This is a genomic window from Vibrio ponticus, assembly GCF_009938225.1.
In the GTDB taxonomy this organism is placed as follows: domain Bacteria; phylum Pseudomonadota; class Gammaproteobacteria; order Enterobacterales; family Vibrionaceae; genus Vibrio; species Vibrio ponticus.
On sequence record NZ_AP019658.1, the window covers coordinates 1,515,088 to 1,533,265 of the forward strand.

The 18,178-nt window shown below is 44.4% G+C and carries 20 protein-coding genes; 6 read left to right on the plus strand and 14 right to left on the minus strand.

The annotated features are described in order from the left end of the window. Positions 1–9: 9 nt before the first annotated feature. Entirely contained in the window at positions 10–1,056 is a 1,047-nt protein-coding gene (locus tag GZN30_RS20955) for an alcohol dehydrogenase family protein (RefSeq protein ID WP_075648103.1), read from the minus strand. Further along, on the minus strand, positions 1,056–1,577 hold the full coding sequence (locus GZN30_RS20960; protein WP_075648102.1) for a TetR/AcrR family transcriptional regulator: 522 nt from the start codon (positions 1,575–1,577) through the stop codon (positions 1,056–1,058). The genes GZN30_RS20955 and GZN30_RS20960 overlap by 1 nt, the downstream gene beginning before the upstream one ends. Positions 1,578–1,773: 196 nt before the next feature. Between GZN30_RS20960 and GZN30_RS20965 the strand changes: the two genes are divergently transcribed. Continuing rightward, a complete protein-coding gene (locus tag GZN30_RS20965; RefSeq protein WP_075648101.1) occupies positions 1,774–2,715 on the plus strand; it encodes an alcohol dehydrogenase catalytic domain-containing protein in 942 nt (313 codons plus the stop codon). 94 nt (positions 2,716–2,809) lie between these two features. Here the strand turns inward: GZN30_RS20965 and GZN30_RS20970 are convergent, their stop codons facing one another. Further along, positions 2,810–3,391: a TetR/AcrR family transcriptional regulator gene (locus tag GZN30_RS20970; RefSeq protein WP_075648100.1), complete on the minus strand. Its 582-nt coding sequence runs from the start codon at positions 3,389–3,391 to the stop codon at positions 2,810–2,812. 120 nt (positions 3,392–3,511) lie between these two features. Here GZN30_RS20970 and GZN30_RS20975 point away from each other — a divergent pair, with 120 nt between their 5' ends. Both GZN30_RS20975 and GZN30_RS20980 read left to right on the plus strand, forming a co-directional pair. Further along, positions 3,512–4,393, plus strand: a complete 882-nt coding sequence (locus tag GZN30_RS20975; RefSeq protein WP_075648099.1) for a DMT family transporter — start codon at positions 3,512–3,514, stop codon at positions 4,391–4,393. Between the two features lie 4 nt (positions 4,394–4,397). Next, entirely contained in the window at positions 4,398–4,796 is a 399-nt protein-coding gene (locus tag GZN30_RS20980) for a TrmO family methyltransferase domain-containing protein (RefSeq protein ID WP_075648098.1), read from the plus strand. A 157-nt stretch (positions 4,797–4,953) separates the two neighbouring features. Here the strand turns inward: GZN30_RS20980 and GZN30_RS20985 are convergent, their stop codons facing one another. Both GZN30_RS20985 and grxB read right to left on the minus strand, forming a co-directional pair. After that, positions 4,954–6,141, minus strand: coding sequence for a multidrug effflux MFS transporter (locus GZN30_RS20985; protein ID WP_232060553.1), 1,188 nt, complete (start codon positions 6,139–6,141; stop codon positions 4,954–4,956). A gap of 9 nt (positions 6,142–6,150) precedes the next feature. Next, positions 6,151–6,828, minus strand: a complete 678-nt coding sequence (gene grxB, locus GZN30_RS20990; protein ID WP_083627129.1) for a glutaredoxin 2 — start codon at positions 6,826–6,828, stop codon at positions 6,151–6,153. Between the two features lie 132 nt (positions 6,829–6,960). Between grxB and GZN30_RS20995 the strand changes: the two genes are divergently transcribed. Continuing rightward, the gene (locus GZN30_RS20995) at positions 6,961–7,866 is read left to right on the plus strand and encodes a LysR family transcriptional regulator (RefSeq protein ID WP_075648097.1); all 906 of its coding nucleotides are present in this window, start codon (positions 6,961–6,963) and stop codon (positions 7,864–7,866) included. Positions 7,867–7,890: 24 nt separating this feature from the next. On the opposite strand, the gene GZN30_RS21000 is transcribed toward GZN30_RS20995, so the two are convergent. After that, complete coding sequence (locus GZN30_RS21000) at positions 7,891–8,430, minus strand: dihydrofolate reductase family protein (RefSeq protein WP_075648096.1); 540 nt, start codon at positions 8,428–8,430, stop codon at positions 7,891–7,893. 88 nt (positions 8,431–8,518) lie between these two features. Between GZN30_RS21000 and GZN30_RS21005 the strand changes: the two genes are divergently transcribed. Beyond that, positions 8,519–9,085, plus strand: coding sequence for a TetR/AcrR family transcriptional regulator (locus GZN30_RS21005; RefSeq protein WP_075648095.1), 567 nt, complete (start codon positions 8,519–8,521; stop codon positions 9,083–9,085). A 77-nt stretch (positions 9,086–9,162) separates the two neighbouring features. Here the strand turns inward: GZN30_RS21005 and GZN30_RS21010 are convergent, their stop codons facing one another. Then, positions 9,163–9,588, minus strand: coding sequence for a MarR family winged helix-turn-helix transcriptional regulator (locus GZN30_RS21010; RefSeq protein ID WP_075648094.1), 426 nt, complete (start codon positions 9,586–9,588; stop codon positions 9,163–9,165). 155 nt (positions 9,589–9,743) lie between these two features. Between GZN30_RS21010 and GZN30_RS21015 the strand changes: the two genes are divergently transcribed. Beyond that, positions 9,744–10,064, plus strand: a complete 321-nt coding sequence (locus tag GZN30_RS21015; protein WP_075648093.1) for a DUF3861 domain-containing protein — start codon at positions 9,744–9,746, stop codon at positions 10,062–10,064. A gap of 67 nt (positions 10,065–10,131) precedes the next feature. Here the strand turns inward: GZN30_RS21015 and GZN30_RS21020 are convergent, their stop codons facing one another. The 7 genes from GZN30_RS21020 to GZN30_RS21050 all read right to left on the minus strand — a co-directional run bounded on the left by GZN30_RS21020 (position 10,132) and on the right by GZN30_RS21050 (position 18,172). Then, a complete protein-coding gene (locus GZN30_RS21020) occupies positions 10,132–10,428 on the minus strand; it encodes an antibiotic biosynthesis monooxygenase family protein (protein ID WP_075648092.1) in 297 nt (98 codons plus the stop codon). A 157-nt stretch (positions 10,429–10,585) separates the two neighbouring features. Beyond that, a complete protein-coding gene (locus tag GZN30_RS21025; RefSeq protein WP_075648091.1) occupies positions 10,586–11,125 on the minus strand; it encodes a GNAT family N-acetyltransferase in 540 nt (179 codons plus the stop codon). Between the two features lie 224 nt (positions 11,126–11,349). Continuing rightward, positions 11,350–13,047 carry an ATP-binding SpoIIE family protein phosphatase gene (locus GZN30_RS21030; protein ID WP_075648090.1) on the minus strand — a complete coding sequence of 566 codons (1,698 nt, stop codon included), beginning with the start codon at positions 13,045–13,047 and terminating at the stop codon, positions 11,350–11,352. Positions 13,048–13,056: 9 nt separating this feature from the next. Beyond that, entirely contained in the window at positions 13,057–13,356 is a 300-nt protein-coding gene (locus GZN30_RS21035) for an STAS domain-containing protein (RefSeq protein ID WP_075648089.1), read from the minus strand. A gap of 446 nt (positions 13,357–13,802) precedes the next feature. Further along, on the minus strand, positions 13,803–15,809 hold the full coding sequence (locus GZN30_RS21040; RefSeq protein ID WP_075648088.1) for a tRNA(Met) cytidine acetyltransferase TmcA: 2,007 nt from the start codon (positions 15,807–15,809) through the stop codon (positions 13,803–13,805). A gap of 167 nt (positions 15,810–15,976) precedes the next feature. Continuing rightward, on the minus strand, positions 15,977–16,948 hold the full coding sequence (locus tag GZN30_RS21045) for a ParB/RepB/Spo0J family partition protein (RefSeq protein ID WP_075648087.1): 972 nt from the start codon (positions 16,946–16,948) through the stop codon (positions 15,977–15,979). 6 nt (positions 16,949–16,954) lie between these two features. Next, positions 16,955–18,172 (minus strand): ParA family protein, encoded by a 1,218-nt coding sequence (locus GZN30_RS21050; protein WP_075648086.1) that lies wholly within the window; start codon positions 18,170–18,172, stop codon positions 16,955–16,957. Between the last annotated feature and the right edge of the window lie 6 nt (positions 18,173–18,178).

An 18,178-nucleotide genomic window follows, 5' to 3' on the forward strand; every position in this document is an offset into this window, starting at 1 on the left:
AAACAGGCGTTAAGCCACCGATAATACGATTTTACCGACATGACATTTTTGTTCAAACGTCTCCTGAGCCTGATTAATATCTTTCAAATCAAACGCTTGAGCAAGAATTGGTTGAATTATCCCTGATTCAATCACTTTAACAAGGTTATGAAACACTTGCGGCTCTAGCACTGTACAACCAAAAAAGCTTAAATCCTTTAAGTAGAGCGTTCGCACATCAAGTTCAACCATCGCTCCACCAATAGCGCCCGATACTGCATAACGCCCTTTGGGTTTCAGTACTTTAAGTAACTCAGGCCATTGCTGACCAGCAACGAGATCGATCACCACATCAACGCTGTTCTGACCCAACACTTCAACCAGATCGTCACTGCGATCCACAATCACATCTGCACCAAGATCCAATAACTGCTGTTTTTTACCTGCACTGGTGATCGCGATCACGCGAGCGCCACGCGCCTTAGCCAATTGCACAGCCGCCGATCCAACGCCCCCTGATGCGCCTGTTACCAATACCGTATCTTGATCGATAACTTGAGAGCGGGTGAGCATATTTTCTGCCGTGGAATAGGAACAAGGAAAAGTTGCCAACTCAACAGAAGAAAGCGGGCTATCAATAGGATAAGCATGTTTCACCGATACGACCGTGTATTCCGCGAAACCACCATTACATTCTGAGCCAAAATACCAAGGAGATGTTAATTGCTCACCATTGATTTCCTGTAAGCTCGGCTCTATCAGCACGCGTTCACCAATACGTGCAGAGTCGACACACTCGCCCACCGCCACTATCACTCCACACACGTCCGCACCTTGGATAAGTGGAAGTTCAAGCGCTTTCCCAGACCAACTCGCGTCTGCACTATCGTTATCGCCTTTCGAATACCAAGCGGTGCGTGTATTAATATCTGTGTTATTCACCCCCGCGGCTAACACTTGCACGAGCACTTCGTACTCTTTCGGCTTAGGCACTTCAATATCTTCTCGATAACGAAGCATCTCAGGACCACCATGGCCGATTAGCTCGACGCCTCTCATCTGCTTTGGAATATTCATTATTGTACTTCTCCATGTAATAACGTAGTCGCCAATTGTTTTGCACTGACTATTGATTGCTCACCCAACACAGTCCATGAGTTTGAAATACCTTCATGGATTAGCAACAAGTGAGTTGCAACTTGAGGCTGCTGGCTTTTTTCACTCAATAATTCCAGCACGTCGAGTTTATGCCTTGTGACAGCTTGACGGATTTCACTATTGTCTGGGAAAGCCGCCACAGCATTACTCGACATGCAGCCATTAGGGGCAAATTCACGCATCCAAACCGCCAATTTATCGAAAATATTCAACACGCCTTCTAACCCTGTTGCATGGTTATCTTCTAGCAGAAATTGAATATAGCGCTGATGACGGTGCTCTAACGCCGCAGCAATCATCTGTTCTTTTGAGGAATAGTATTTGTAGAGCGTTCTTAAGCTGACATTGCAGGCATCTTTTAGCTGTGACACGCTCGGTTCTGCAAAACCGAATTGGCTGAAGGCTTTCTCCAGATCCGCTGCAATTTGATGTTTAAGCATAAATTTAACCTCAGGTAGAACGTTTACTCTACCTTTAAAGTAAAGCGTTCATTCTACCTTGTCAATGAATTGCTCAATTAAACGCCAAATCTCATGCGACAAGTCTGACAAAAAATATTCAATTTACATTGTAAACATCGACATATAATTTACTGACAGAAGACAAATTACGCGGACACAGATAAGGATTAATTCAATGCGCACACAACATGCCACTTGGGCTTATCAACCAAACCAAGGCAATGTTTCGCTGGCTATCCAAACCATTCCGACTCCACTGCCAAATCAAGTGTTAGTTCAAAATCAAGCGATTGGTATCAACCCTGTTGATTGGAAATTTATTCAAGCCAACCCTATAAATTGGCAAGAAGGGCATATTGCAGGTGTAGATGGTGCAGGGATCGTTGTTGCGGTAGGAGAAAACGTCGATAAAGCTTGGATAGGTCAATCGGTCGCTTATCATGCCGCTCTAGCGCAACATGGCAGTTTTGCCGAGCACACGCCTGTTTATGTAAATCGAGTAATGAAATTACCAGAAACGATGACATCAAGCCTCGCAGCTGCATTGCCTTGCCCGATGTTAACCGCATGGCAAGCTGTGGAAAAAATCCCAGTAAAATCAGATTATAAGGTGCTTATTTCTGGGCTCGGCGCGGTAACAAAACTATTGACACAAATGCTGGTACAAAGAGGTTTTGTGGTCGATGTATTATCAAAAAGCTGCTCAGACGAACTGGCGAAAAAACTGAATATCAACAAGGTTTATCGCCAACTTGAGGGTGTAGACGGTAAATACTTCGCAGCATATGACGCTGTCAGCCCGGAGAGTGCAGCATCACTGGTGCCGCTACTTAGCTCTAATGGTCATCTGGTGTGTATTCAAGGTCGAGTTGAACAACCCGTCGATGCACCTTTCACTACCAACATTTCCTACCATGAAATCGCGCTTGGCGCGTTGCATAACTTTGGTGATGAACAAGATTGGGCGCAACTCATGAGTGATGGCGAAACACTATTAGCACAAGTTGCCTCTGGCTCTATCTTAGTAGAATCCCCGCAACAATTCCATTTCGACGCAATGCTCGATGCGCTTGAGCACAGTCAACACAGTAAACAAAAATCGGTGGTGACGGTTTAATTAACCGTAATAAGACTCAGACCCTGCGCTCTCAAAACCTAGGATTGAGAGCGCAGAGCTCTTTGAATCAGTTCCAACTAAAGACCATCATCGTTTAAGCTGACAAAGCCGCTAAGAAAAAGTCCGTCGCTTGTTTGGCATGTTGCTTAATCTGTTGCTGATTTAAGTTTTGCATCCCAAGCAAAGCACCATTTCTCGGCGCGAGTAACATTGCTAGCCAAAGTTCCGTTTTATCAACGTGCTGCGGGAAATGCTGCTGCATAAAATCCGCTAATACTTGATCTGTCGAGTCTGGCCCCACTTCAAAGAAGCTTTGCACCATTTCGGGAGCTTGGACACTTTCGTTTACTAGTAATCGATAGGTTGCCAGATGCTCGGTTGAAAGGTGAAATTGAACAAAACCTTCGGCGAAACCAACCAGCGCCATACGAACGTCATTTTGTTGCAATGCTTTTACATATGACTGGTCGTGCTGGCTCGCAATATCATGCAGTGTCGCCTCAAACAACTCTTGTTTGGAAGCAAAGTAGCGATACAACGTCTGCTTCGTGATCTGTGCTCGACTCGCAATTTCATCCACGCTAGTCGCGACATAGCCTTCCAAAAGAAAGCTCTCTCTCGCTGCGCTTAATATCGCCTGCTTTTTTCTTTGTCTATTCTGTTCAATCTTACTCATCAACTCGACTTGCTCAGTTTACTGCCAAATAATAATCATACTATACGGTATGATTTCTCTTGACTCAAGTTATACACAAAATCATACTCATTGGTATGATTTTTAATAAGAGTAATTCTCATGAACTTAACCAGTGACATGACCCAGCCAAACCCAACCCGCCGTCATGGCTTTTTGCTCGCGATTGGTGGCGCAATGCTAATGAGCTTAGATCCGATATTTATTCGCTACGCCAACGTCAGTGGCTTCGATACCGCTTTTTTATTTGGCTTATTCAGTGCTATCTCAATGCCGATCCTGCTTAAAATCAATGATAAACGCGGAATCAGACAAGCCGTCAAACAGAGTGGTTGGCCATTGCAGATTGCGGGGATACTTATGGTGGGGAGCGCTTCCGGCTTAGTATTTAGTCTCAAAAATACCTCGGTCGCGAACACATTTATCATCTTAAGTGCCACGCCAGCCATCGCCGCGATGTTCAGTTGGCTAATGTTGAAAGAAAAGATCAACCACTCAACCGTAGTGGCGATCATCGCAGTGATGATCGGTATTAGTGTGGTGGTTTCAGGATCATTTGGTTCCGGCTACTGGCTTGGTGATCTACTTGCCCTGTTCTCCGTGATCTGTCTTTCGCTAATGTTTACCTTACTACGCAAATTTCATCACGTTAGTCGCTTAGCTGCTGTTGGCTTAGGTGGATTGCTACTGGCAGTCGTCATGTTTTTCTTTGCCGATCCTAGCGAATATAGCCTAGAGACCTGGCTGATCATGGCAGCAATGGGATTACTTACAGCACCGCTAGGGCGCGTTTTTTCAATGGTCGCCACGCGCTACATTACCTCAGCTGAAGTCTCAATGACATTAATGCTAGAAACGGTTCTCGCTCCAATTTGGGCACTCATTTTCTTTGCTGAAATACCAGCCAACGCAAGCTTAATTGGCGGAGCCATCATCTTAATCACTCTGTTTTTCTATAGCTTAATTTCAATGCGTGAGGAATAACGCCATGAATAATGTTTTAAACTACATCGGCTCCATCCAAACTCCTTTTGCAACCCTTGATGCATGTCCACATAACATCCATAAACATCAAAGCCCTTGCCGCATTCAGCTAGAGCATCAATACAAAAGTGCTCTAACCGGTCTCGCGAAAGGGCAGCCCATTCTTATTCTTTACTGGCTTGAACAGGCAAAGCGCGATCTCATGCTACAAAGTAGACAAGGACAACAGTTAGGCACGTTTGCACTCCGCTCACCACACCGTCCTAACCCTATAGGTGCGGCCATTCTTCCGATTGCGGAGATTGGTGAAGACTATCTGATCGTTAGAGGGTTAGATTGCTTAAACGGCACGCCTTTACTCGATATAAAACCGGCAATTTATCAAGAGAGAAATGAGATATGAGAATTGAGAGTTATAGATCTGAAAGTTTGAAGCTAAAGATATGAGAATAGATGATTAGAGATGTGAGAGGTCTTAAGAGTACAGAAAAAGCGGTGATTTCAACTCACCGCTTTTTCCGTTTTACAGTGTAAACTCACTCAAAAGCATCAGATTAATCTCAACTTTTTGATGGTTTGCGTTGAAATTTGCCATGCAAAACAATCATCAATATCGGCAAAACTGACAATAGATAAACTATCGCTAAGCTCAATGTACTTTCGGAAGTCACCCACCCTGATAGTGCCACAATCATTGCACCACCAACCATACGCAAGAAACCATCCAGCGATGCTGCCAATCCGGCACAGCTCTCAAAAGGTTCTAGTGCCAATGAGATTGCCGCACCTGACATCAAACTGAAACCACCACTGGCCATCGCAGCAACAACAAAAAATCCATAAATATTAGCTGATGCAAACAAGATTAGCCCGATACCTGCCAGCGCGGTTAAACTAGAACCAACTAACACCGTGTGGTTGCGCCCCACTCGCTGGATTAATTTTGGTGCGAGCAAGCTAAACAAGATTTGTGCGCCGCCAATCGCGCCAAACAGAACAGAAAACATCACTTGGCTTAAGCCAGCTTCGACCATTGCAACACTTGGTGCCACAGCGACATAAGTTAATAACCCGGCAAAGCTAAGCATGTTCGCCACAGAATAGCGAACAAACGCTTTATTACGGAAGATTGCTTTCACATCACAGGTCAGTATTTTGTTATTCTGAGCTAGGTTTGATACTGACTTACTCGGCTTTTCCAAACTCACCCACGCCGATAAAGTGAGTAGCGCGCCAATCGCGGTCATCATATAAAAACCGCCTTGCCAACCTAGCACTGTCGCTAAACCACTTCCAACCAAAGGCGCGATCGTCGGAATAGCACTGGTCACGCCACCGATATAGCTGAGTAATTTCCCCGCTTGGTTGCCATGATAGTTATCTCGCACCCACGCCATTGCGGTGATCATTGTGAACGAAGCGCCCAAACCTTGCAGAGCACGGGCAAAATATAACGTTTCAATCGTCTGCGAATAGATCGCAGTTAAGCTGCCTAATGCATAGATCAAGCTGCCGATCACCGCAGAAAATCGTCGTCCAAATCGGTCTGAAAGTGGTCCCGCGATCAATTGACTGAAACCCAGCACTAAAATATAGATCGAAATGGTCTGACGCATCGCGGCATCCGTGACAGAAAACACCTCGATCATCTGAGGAAACGACGGCAAATAGACGTCAATTGCCAAAGGCCCCAGAGGTACCAATGAGAAAATGATCAGCAGTGGTAACAGCTTGCTATTTGCCATCATAAAACCCTCTTATTGAGCAAAAACTGGCGTGTATAGCGCAACACCGCTAAGACGAGAAATCGTCTGCAAATAAGCAGTGATTGAACTAGGCATCGTTAGCTCACCAATCATGGTCAAATTGCGTAACTCAGCGAATAACGCGATATCATCAATCGTCAGATCACGTGATTGGTTAGCTGCACTAGCCAAATCCAATTGTTGGCTAATCTCAGAGAGAGCCTGCTCAAGCGCTGGAAGATACGTTGAGGTTTGCGCTAACAACTGATCTAAACTAGTGTCAAACATTTCCTGACGTGATTGCGTAAACATGGTAACCGCGCTCTCAGTAGCAAGTTCAGGTAGGTTTAAATGCAGCATACGCGGATAGCATAACTGAGCAGTCAGAGGCTTAAGCTGAGCCAAAATTTGCTCCAGTTGCGAAGAAAGTTGATAGCTGGCTAGATAAGGCTGATAAAGTGAATCTAACCTTTGCAGAATATCTAAGCTTTCTGTCATCAGCTCTGTGCCGCTTTCAGTATTGCTATATTCGAGGATTGGAACCGTAAATTGAGTCAGTTTATCTGCGACTTGCTGCGGTAATTCACCGAGGGCAAACGGCTTTAGTTCGACATCAAGCCGCTTCAAACCAATCAATGTTTTTACGCGAACGCAGTAAGGACAGCTATCAAATACATACAACTTCATCATGATCTCTCTTTCAAAATGGGCAGTAGCGACACTTATTAACGTCGCTATCTATTGGCGAGAGCAAAGATAATTCCTATACTGTTTGGGCACAATTAGCACAAATATCATTTAACAATATACAAATAGTATCGAATGGATAAATACCGAAACATGCAGCTGTTTTGCACCGTTGTCGATCAGGGCAGTTTTGCAAAAGCGGCAAAATCTTTGAAGCTCACACCGGCGATTGTCGGTCGCCATATCGCGGCATTAGAGAATCAACTCGGCTTTGTTCTGCTCAATCGTACAACGCGCAGTATGCAGTTAACCCCAGGAGGCAGAGGCTATTATGAGGGAGCAAGAGCGATCTTAAATGAGATCGATGCACTGGAAGATTCACTTAGCAGCACGCACCAAGTGAATCCGACGGGGTTGATCCGCCTATCTGCGCCCGATGCGATGGGACCAATATTGATGCAAGCGATCAAATTGTTTCGTCACGACTATCCAAACATTCGCTTTGATCTGGTACTTGCCAACCAACAACTTGATCTTATTAAACACGAAATCGATCTTACCTTTAGATTCGCCTTTGAATTACAGGACTCATCTTACATCGCGACCAAGTTAGGTCAGACAACGATGGGGCTCTATGCGTCGCCTGGTTATTTGCAATTACGTGGCACACCAACCAATCTTACCGATCTCGAGCAACATGATTGTTTGCACATGGGAACAAATCGCTATGGTGACAACTGGATCTTGAGCGTTGATGGTAGGAACGTTACTTTTAGACAGCCGTGGATCGCGGTCATCTCAGATACTCATACCTTAATCCAAGCCGTGATTGATGAAATGGGTATCGTGATGCTGCCAAAAATATTTGTCAGCCAGCCTTTATCCAAGGGCGAATTAGTCGAGATTAAAGGGATTGCTGAATTTCCGCCTGTTGGTATTTATGGGATGTATCCTACGCGCAAACACATCCCATATCGCCTCTCGCTGTTTTTAGATCACCTTAAACAGTGGATGCCACATAACCTGCCAAATATTGTTTAGATAGCATTGGTGTGGCGTTTTTAACTATCTCAGGCGCACGAAGTGGTTTTGCACCAAACAATCTAGGAAACGTTCGGTTGCAACGTGGGTAAATCTAAGTGCGGCGGCTAACTCACCAAACAGTGGCACCCCGCCACCCAGCACAACTGGAATGGTGGTAATGATCATCTCATCAATCAGATCTTGTTCAAGGAAGCTTTGCACCGTCTTTCCACCATCAATGTAGAGACGTTGATATCCTTGCTGATTAAGTTCTGCCACCACCTGCTTTAGGTCGCCTTTGACTAAGAACACTTTGTCTTGATACTCACTTGGGATTGACGACAGTGTATTGCTGAGCACAAATACCGGTTTGGTATATGGCCAATCGCAATCAAAGCTCGCCACCATTTCAAAGGTATTTCTCCCCATCACTAGCGCATCGACCTGCTGCATAAACGCTGCGAAACCAAAATCCGAGCCGTCGAGATTAGGATTCGGGGTATCGTGCAACCAATCAACCTGATTATTCTTATCAGCGATGAAACCATCAATACTTGTGGCGATATAAACAATATTAGACACAGCAATACTCCAGTAAATGAGTTGGCAAAGAGAAGGAACTTTTCTATAATTTCTACACCGTAGAATTAAAGTTTATTAGTTGATCCCGATGAGTGTCAAGAGCAAGAGTAGAGGACGACCTAGTGGCGTTGCCGGTCGTTTAAACCGTGATTCGATCATGATTCAAGCCAAACGCATGATGCTTGATCAAGGTAAAGTGCCAAGTATTCGCAACTTAGCCGCTGAATTAGATGTCGATGCCATGGCGATTTATCACTATTACGCCAATAAAAATGATCTGCTTGAGTCGATCACTGTGTCACTGATCGATCAGATCTACCAACCGCAACAAGGCGCGAGTTGGCAACAAGAACTCAATAGTCTCGCATGGAGCTACTTAGAACTCTTACAGCGTTACTCGGGGCTGTTAGATACCTTGTTATCGATGAAGTTGGAAGGACCAGCAAACCGCTTTGAACAGCATTTTAATGCCATTGTCGATGAACTAACGTTGCCGGCAGAACATCAACAAAACGCGCTGCATTTGCTGGTGGATTATCTACATGGTGTCGCGTTGGCGATGAAGTGCAATCAAACTCAGGTCAAAATCACGCTAGAAATGATTGAGGGACCGTTAAATCTTATTTGCGACTCGATACATAGAAAGGATGTTTAAACGCTGTAGAAGGCGTTTTGGGGCGCTATGCGGGCATATTAAGCCTGCATAGGCGCTTCTAGAGGGTTTATCGCCTATCAATCGTTGAGGTTTCGCACCATTTGCCCGGCGATTTGCTCAAACAGTTCAAGCTGCTCAGCGCTCAGGTCTGCGGTCATTTTATCATGCAGCTTAGTATCCACACTGGCTATCTGGCTCACTATCGCTTGACCACTCTCGGTTATTTTTAAGCACTGGCTGCGCTTATCTTGCGGATTCGGGCGTTTTTCAATCAACTGCTTTTCAATTAGGGTGTTGAGCAATCGCGTGACCTGCGCCTTATCACGGGACAAAAAGCCGGCTATATCGACAGCCGTGCAGTTCGGCTGATGGGTGACTATCTTCAAAACCCTGACATGCATCGGCGCGATATCCAAATCCAACAGCTCTATCTGCTCATGTAAATTCCGCTTCAAACTGTGCACTAAGTGAAACAGAGTTTCTAACGATTTTTCATCAGCCATTTTATACCCTCAAAATATAGTTGACTTTATCAACCAAAATACTATAGTTGACATTATCAACTTAATTAACGGTTGTTGCAATCTTTCCAGTCACTGCAAACAACCAAGTTGTAGAAAATTTCGCCCGAAACCAGTTTTAAAAATGAGAGCATAAGATGATTGATAAAATTCGCCGAGAAAAACGTTACCGCGTCACTATTGAAGAGATTTCGACTAATGACGAATCTATTCAACGCACTGAATTTGAACACTGCGATCGAGAAGACCTGTTTAATACCATCGACAAACTCAAACAAGGCACCGATCTAGAAACTAATACCGCGACCAAAGTCGCCGTTGCATTGCGTCTACTTGGACCAACAATGATGGCTCATCGTAAACATCCTTTGTTCGCTGAGTTAATGCCGCACTTTAAAAACTTTATGCATAACCTCAAAACCACAATTAAACAAAAACTCAAAGCACAAGACGCGTAAGCGCCAGTTATGATTAAGGGGCAACAATGCCCCTAATTCTCAATTCTCAATTCTCAATTCTCAATTCTCAATTCTCAGCATAAGCGTAGCGCCTTTTAATCTCGACAACTTCGACACTGTAAGATTGATACCACTTGTCGCGCCCCAACTGTTGAGCGATTTGATGTTGGCTATCTTGATGCCAATTGCGAATGTCCTCTTCGTTATGCCAATAGGAAATCGCAATCTCTTGCTCACCTTCTGTCACCGCAATGAAGTCTTGGCAGTGATAGTGATTGAAAGCCAACTCGCGCATTAAAGCGACCATCTTGCCATACTGCTCATCTTGAACGCCTACCTTGGCTTTAAAAATTACCGCATACATTATCAATTCCCTTTTCATCAAATCTATCGCTTAGAATTGTCATACATCTAGTTTGATGCTTGCCAAAATCATGGAGCGCCGAATTTACTAAAAATCGAATCTCATCGACTACCTCAGTTTACATTGTAAATTTGTTCGCCGTCGAGAGGAGCATTGATTAGTACCTCTCACACCATTCATCAACACGAATGGCATAAACCACAGTATCCCACCATTGGCGCTTAAAATAACGGTGTTGGCGGAAGTGCCCCTCTTTGACCATACCCAGTGTCTGGCACAACTTAATTGCAGGGAGATTCGCACTGACTGTTTCGGCATACATACGATGAACACCAAGCTCGCTAAAACCAAATTCAACCAGCGTACTCATCGCTTCTTGCATTAAACCGACACCTTGGCTCGAGCGTGACAAACCACAGCCAATCGATGCTTGCTGGTCCGCTTCTAAGCGTAAACAAGCGGTACCGATAAACTGACCTGTCAGAGTATCCTCTATCGCCAATTGATAAGCCTTACGTGGTTGCTCTAAAGCCTGAGCGATAAATAACTTGGTAAGCTGTCGATACTTCTCAGCATCGCAATCTTCTTCGCTGTAGAAGCGTTGATATTTACTGTCTTGAGAGAGTGCGACAAAAGCCGCTTCGTCGGACGCCATCATATCGCGTAAAGTTAACCGGCGAGTTTGTAGCTTAAACATGAGAACTCCAACACAAAGAGAAAAGTCGACTTTTCATCCAAAGTCTGCACGCTCAATATGCCGCGCGAGGAATGGCGATTCAAATCTGTGAATAGGGAGTTAGACTTAGCTCGCAGCTTGTCGTTGATAGCTGCGCGCGATTGACTGCCAATAAAAGAGACATTTGATGACGACAGAAATTCAGCTTAAAAGCCACCCCATAATTTACAATGTAAATTGCGCTTTTAACGCGACGTAGGAAAACGATGTGGAGCGTCGAAACGGTATATTGCCTTAACCTTGGTTCCCTGCTGTGAATAAGTCAGCGAGTCACACAACTCAGTAGCAAGCACTATTCCCCTTCCATAAGTGAGTCGGTTGGATGATTGTTTAGGATAATTCTCATAATCAAATCCCACACCGTTGTGCTCTATCTCCATTACCAGTTCACTTTGTTGTGGTTGATAGTTGAAATTTATCTTAAGCCAGGCAACCTCACTTAGCTGTGCCAATTTCTGCTCGCGTTGCTGATAAAACAGAAAGAAGCCTTCTGGCTGCTCTTTGATTGAAGAGTCCATATCTAACAAACCGTGGTCAATTGCGTTAGTCACCAGTTCAGATAGAATTGAGCAGATTAGATCAAGATGAGGACCGCCAAACACAATTCCGGTTAGGTAACGTCTAATATCGCCCATCAAACTTGCTTGCTTAATTACCTCAGCAGGAAAATGTAACTGGGATTGGATAGGCAGGCTACTGTAGAAATCGCTCGCTGCTACTTCAACCGTACTTTTATCACTTGATATAGGGAATTGCATCGAAAGAATAGAGAGGTCGTCTTCTACACTCTTATACGCAAATTCGCGCACCGACTGATACAGAGTTGGTATCGTCATACATCCCGACTGCAACACTCGCTCTAGCCGCTCTTGCCCAAACAGTTCACCATCGGCATTCACAGCTTCGATAACTCCATCAGTGTAGGCGACGATACGCTGATTTGGTTCGAGATTTAAATGCACCAAATTGGCTTCAAACTCTTTATTCGATAGCACGCCCAAAGGCATGTGTTTGGATTCCAATCGACGCAAGATACTGCCATCGTGATCGAGAATATAAGCGTCAGGTAAACCGCCCCCCCACCAGGAAACTTCAAAACCACTTGCACGTACTTCAAAGAAACTCGCGGCAAGCATCATTCCCGAAGGAAGAAAGCGTTCTAGCACATCATTTATTTCGCTAACAATATCACCTAAAGAAAACCCTTTAACCGCCATAGAGAAGAACGCTCTGGTTGCAGGTATTGCAGATATAGCCGCTGGCAAACCATGCCCGGTCGCATCCGCTATCATCACATAGACACCGCCATGGGGACGATTCGCGACAACGATCAGGTCGCCATTGAAGATGGTGGAAGGCGTGGAGATATAATCAATGCCAAACACATGTTTAACTTGCGCACTCATCTCTTCTTTCAAATTAGAGAAAATCGACTCAGCGATGGCGTAGTCATAACGGATTTGTTCATGGAAGAGAGAGAGTTCATCGCGCTGCGCCATTACCTCATTGTGCATAGTGACAATGCGGTAATGAGCCTGAACTTTTGCAAGCAGCACACTGCTCTCGACGGGCTTTAATACGAAATCATCGCCCAAAGATAGACAACGCTCAAATGAATCATGATCATCTAGCACAGTTAAGAATATGATTGCGATATGTTGATTGGGGAAAGCCTGTCTGATTTGCTGTGCTGTGGTAAAGCCATTTTGCTCTGGCATCATCACATCGAGCAGAACGATGTCAGGTGGAGTCGGTAGCGCTTTCATCGCATCCACGATACCAACACCGCTTTCAAAGGTATCAATTCTTGAGGTAACGTGGCTTAGCATCATGCGACATAATTCTCTATTCGTCGCTTGGTCGTCAACAATCATGATTCTCATGTTTGTTCCTCACTGAATAGAGAACTTTTTATCAAAGCGAGATATCGCCAATACTTTGCGAACTTGGGGCAACGTATTGGTTAAGCGAATCTGACCGTCCGCCTGCTCGAGATAATTTTGCATGTTGATCAAAATACCAAGCCCTGCACTATCTATGTAGTCGACCATGCGCAGATCAATCGTGAAGCCATAACCTCGCTTATCGGCATAGCAACGTTTAAAATCCTGAATCAAATTGAAGCCAAACGCCCCTTTCACATAGATGGTCACTTGTTTTGACTCGGTGTCAATCTCAGTTGTAACAGACATGAGTCCCCCCTCTCGGTTGCCAAGATGGCGTATTCTGAATGGAAAAACCTTTGGTCGACACTAGCGTAAATTATTATGGATACCAGTCGCCGCATTAGTCATGCTAAATGCGGCGACCTTTCTTGTGCACGCTGACGCTATCAAGCGAAAATTGTGACTGATAAGGTTTGAGCAAGTAAAACTGGTTGCTTATTGTTGAGTGTAGAAAGAAATAACTATTAAGCAAATGCCACTCATCTATTCCATCGGCAAAATATAATTTGAGAACATGTTTTTTTGCCAATATTGACGATGATTCAGTTAAATAGCCTGGCGAGATTTTTTTTGGCAATGACCAGACTGATTATTAATAGTTATGTCATTAGTGGAGTATTTACAGTGTAAAACGGAAAGAGGATTTACACTGTAAAGCGGAACTGCGTTTACAGTGTAAATTACAACAGAGATTACTTGATACGGTTGAGCAGCAACTGTCGGATACGCATTTCAACTTGTTTGCGTCCCGCGAGGTTAAAGTCATGAGCGCAATCAGCCCAAGACCATTGCTGTAACACTTTGCGAATTAATAACCCATCACTCTCATCTAGCGCACTATGCCAAATATGTTTGGCTAAAAGCATCGATACATTCTCGTAGCTAGAGCCACCTTGGGCATAATTCTCAAGTATGTTGATTTCAAACCTAGAGAGCGCGTGATTGCGGTCGGTAAAAGAATCGACCAAAGCTTGCACCAGAGATGTATCAAGTTGATGGTAAAGTTCACTCATTTGATAGCGCAAACTCTGACTTAGCAAATCAACCCCTGATTCAATCCAGTTGCCCTCTCCTTTAACCATAATAAGAGAATGACAGCCACTTGCTTGGTCACGTTGAATGCCGAGCTTAATTGGACGATAACCGTTAGTAGACCAAAATCTAAATAACTCTTCAGTGACACCAAAACTAGTAGAGTAAAATTGATAACCAGTCTGCTGATAGAGCTGACTTAAAATATCGCTACCAATACCACGATTTTGCCAACTAGGGTGAACCGCAATACGCATGATGCGCAGGCTCTTGTCCAAAGCAGGCTCGTTCACAGCGAGATGGGCAGCCAGTGACGAAGCAACCAAATGTCCCTTTGGTCGACGCTTACCGGCGATAACTTGCTGCACCAAGTCTCTATCCAATCCCCCTTCTTCTACACCAACAATACAAGCCACGCAGTTGTTACCTTCAAAACTGGCAAATAACTTCATTGCAGGATCGCTCAACAACAGCATTAAATCATTAGGCGTTGTTTGATAATGCGCATTCACCAATAATGCAAAGCATTGTTTGAGTATATCCGGAGAGTTGAATAGCTCTTCTTGTCGGTAATGGGTAAGCACAATGGACAATTTGTCAGGAGCAATATTCGCGGGTAACTCATCTAATTCCGCATCAAGAAGGAACGATTGATACTGCCAACTTTCCAGAGGGTCGTTGCTTGCCCAGCGGATTGGCGTTTCCATATGATAAAAACGTGTACCGGGACGATTGGTAGTTAACCAGCTTTGAAACTTCAACGTAAAACCACGACCACATCCTTCGTAACCATGAATCGTAGTTGCGAAAACCGCTCGATGATATTGTTCAACCATGCTGATCAACATCGGCAATGGAATCGCTGATGCTTCATCCACCAAAAGCAAGTCACATTGAAGATTGCCTCTCACCACTTCATCCGGCGCAACAAATTCAATCGATGACCCTTGCCACTCTAACTTGAACTTACTTCTAGTCACTGAGCCCAACAGTTTTTCAGCATGCTCAAATAAAGGCGATACATTGCCGATGGTTGGTGAAGTGACGATAATTTTGAGCTTACGCTCCAACATTAGTTGCGCCGAAGCAATACCCAATGCACTGGTTTTACCTCGACCTCGGTCAGCAGTAAGCACCACCGGGCGACGACGATGCCCAGTGACCACCTTCTTTATCAGCGTCACAGCTTGAGACTGCATCGCAAAAGCGTCGCGTTGTGACTCGGACAACTGATCACAAAGCGGCACTACCGGTAAATCACTCCCCTGCTCTACCACTAATAAATGCTGCAGTGCGCGCAACAACCATTGATTAGCAAAACTCGTTTGGCTTTGACTTGCATGAATAAAGATTGCCAGACCACCACCGCGAAGCGTACCGAGTACCGAAGTCACGCTATTCGCGTCAAACTCATTGCTCAAATCAACAATTAAAAGCTCGCACTCATGTCCCAATAATTGTTGCCCTTTGTTCATTGGACAGAATTGCGTGACAAACGGAAGCGCTTCGCCTCCCAATTGAAAGCAAGTTGCCTGGTTTAACTGCGCGGCATGATGACAGAACTCTTTAGACCAAGCGTCATCACCCTTAAGGAAGAGACCAAATCGATGATTGCTTACTTGCGCTGCTTTTTGCAGTTCGATGAGAAATTGTTGCTCAGATAACATAGCTTAGATGTGCGATTGTATTTCTCGCTAGTATATACCCAACCAAAGCGCAGAGGGACAATTGTCGAGCTGTTATGATTTATAACCCCAAAACTTATTGTCTAATCCAGTTAATCAGGCACAAAAAAAGCCGCTAATAGCGGCTTAATAAATGAATACGACGGGGACTATTTTAGTCGTTCTTGCAAAAATGCGAGAATATCTTGCATGGTATTCTCATCAATTTTCTTTAGATTCAATGCAAGATTCGCCCCTTTACGACTGTAGCTCACACGACCTTTAATTAAATCAACTTTATTGCTAACCGCTCGCTTGCTTGGCGATAGCTCTTCAATCCATGCTTCAATCATTTCAGAAACATCTTTGGTGATGCGAGCAACGCCTTGAGCGTCACTACGTTGCCACGCGAAACCTTCTTTATCACTGCACTTTTTCAGTAGCATGCCTTTGTCAGCATGGCTCAATTGGCTGAACTGTTTGTGCAATTTAACAATCGTCGGACGACCAAGATCCGCCACATTAGGATACGCTTGCAACAATTCTAACGGTAAATCCGCCGCTTTCAGAGCACCACTGACTAACGCTTCGCTGCACTGGAACATTTTTGCTAGCGCTTTTTGATCTTCCGCTTCGCCGCTAGCAAGCTTCGCCTGCATTTCTTTACCTTTCTCATAAAGTGATAACGGCTTGTGCGCGTTAGCTACATCAGAAAGGAACTTCGCGTGCTCTGCATTAATATTTTGAGCAACATAAACTAAAAATGGCTTACCCGCTAAAATACACGACATTCGACGACGGCTACCATCGAGAACTTCGATTTTGCCATCTTCACGCATGCGACCCACTGCCGGGTACTGTTGACCGCGCTCGCGCAGTGTCACTAATACATCTGAAAGTGCATGTTCATTTAAAAATGATTGCTCACGTGCATTATCAGCAAATACGACGGTTTGCTTTTCTACTTGATCCGCTTCAATGCGAGTCAACTTAAACTCAACCATCTCCTCGCCTGCAACTGAAAGTTCAATAACGTGCGCTTGCTCTTTTGCCGCTTGCTGAGCTTCTTGTGGTGTCGTGGCAATGCGTTTATTGGTCTTGCCAAATAATCTAGCGTTTAGATCTGAGGTTTTAATTGCCATGAGTTATTACCCTTGGTTTAGTGAATTCCAATGACTGTGTAGCACGCGCTCAAGCTCTAATGCGCTCTTCTGTACCGCATCTTGCGCTGTAGCTAGGGTCTTTTTGCCCCCTTCAAAGTCACCGGTTGTTAAATCAAAAACAGTACTGTAGGTATCTGCACAGGTTTCAAATGCACGACTACGTGGAATCGTTGCCATCATCACTTGATCACCCAGCAAGTAGTTCATCTCGGTTAGTACCGATACCTGCTTCTTATTGTCATCTTCAAACATGGTCGGCATTAAACGCACGAATTCCAACCCTTTCCAATCTTCTGGGAACATTTCGTAAACCGTTGGAAGATGTTGGAAGAAGTTTACCGTTGATGCCCAGTCAAGACGCTTAGCAGCACATGGGATCAGCAGCGCGTTAGACGCATACATCGCATTCCATACTAGCGGGTCCACGTGAGGACCGGTATCAATCATAATCACATCAAAATCATCAGCAATTTTATCGATCAACTTCTCTTTAAGTAGCTTAACGATATCTAATGATTGGTTCTGTGATAGATTTTGCCACGCTTCTGCGTTAAACATTGCGTCTTCAGGGAAAGCAGAAACTGTCTTAAGGTTAGGATATTGCGTCGGTAGCAACACGTTTTTATGCAAGAAATCCTTAGTGATCTCTACCCCTTCAGGTACGTTTTCTAGCATCACATCCACTGCAGAATAGATGTTGTCATGATCCGTCACACTGATTTGCGGATTCAAGAACAAACGTAGCGAGCCCTGTGGGTCTAAGTCGATAAGACAGATGCGGTAACGCTTATCTAAATTTAATGCAAGACAAGCTGCCAAGTGTACCGCTGTCATAGATTTACCCGTACCACCTTTTTGGTTTTGTACGTTGATAATCCATGGCTTATTCACTGCATTCTTTTTACGCTCATAAAACTTAGGTACGCCAGCCGCGTCCATCAGCATATGCGCTTCTTGCAATGAAATTGAATAGTGGTTGGCATTGTTTTTAGTAAATTGATGACCTTCGGCTTCCAACTTACTGATCGCTTCATCCAATTTACGACGAGTCAAACCAGAACGAGTTTCCATCAAAGCTTTTGACATTGGAGGAAAATGTTCATCACTTCGTTCTTCCAACACAATTTCAATGCGGTCTGCTTGAACCTGCGCTGTTTGTTCTGCTAGCTGAATGAGATTCTCAATAGTTTGTTCTCTTTTCATCGCCAA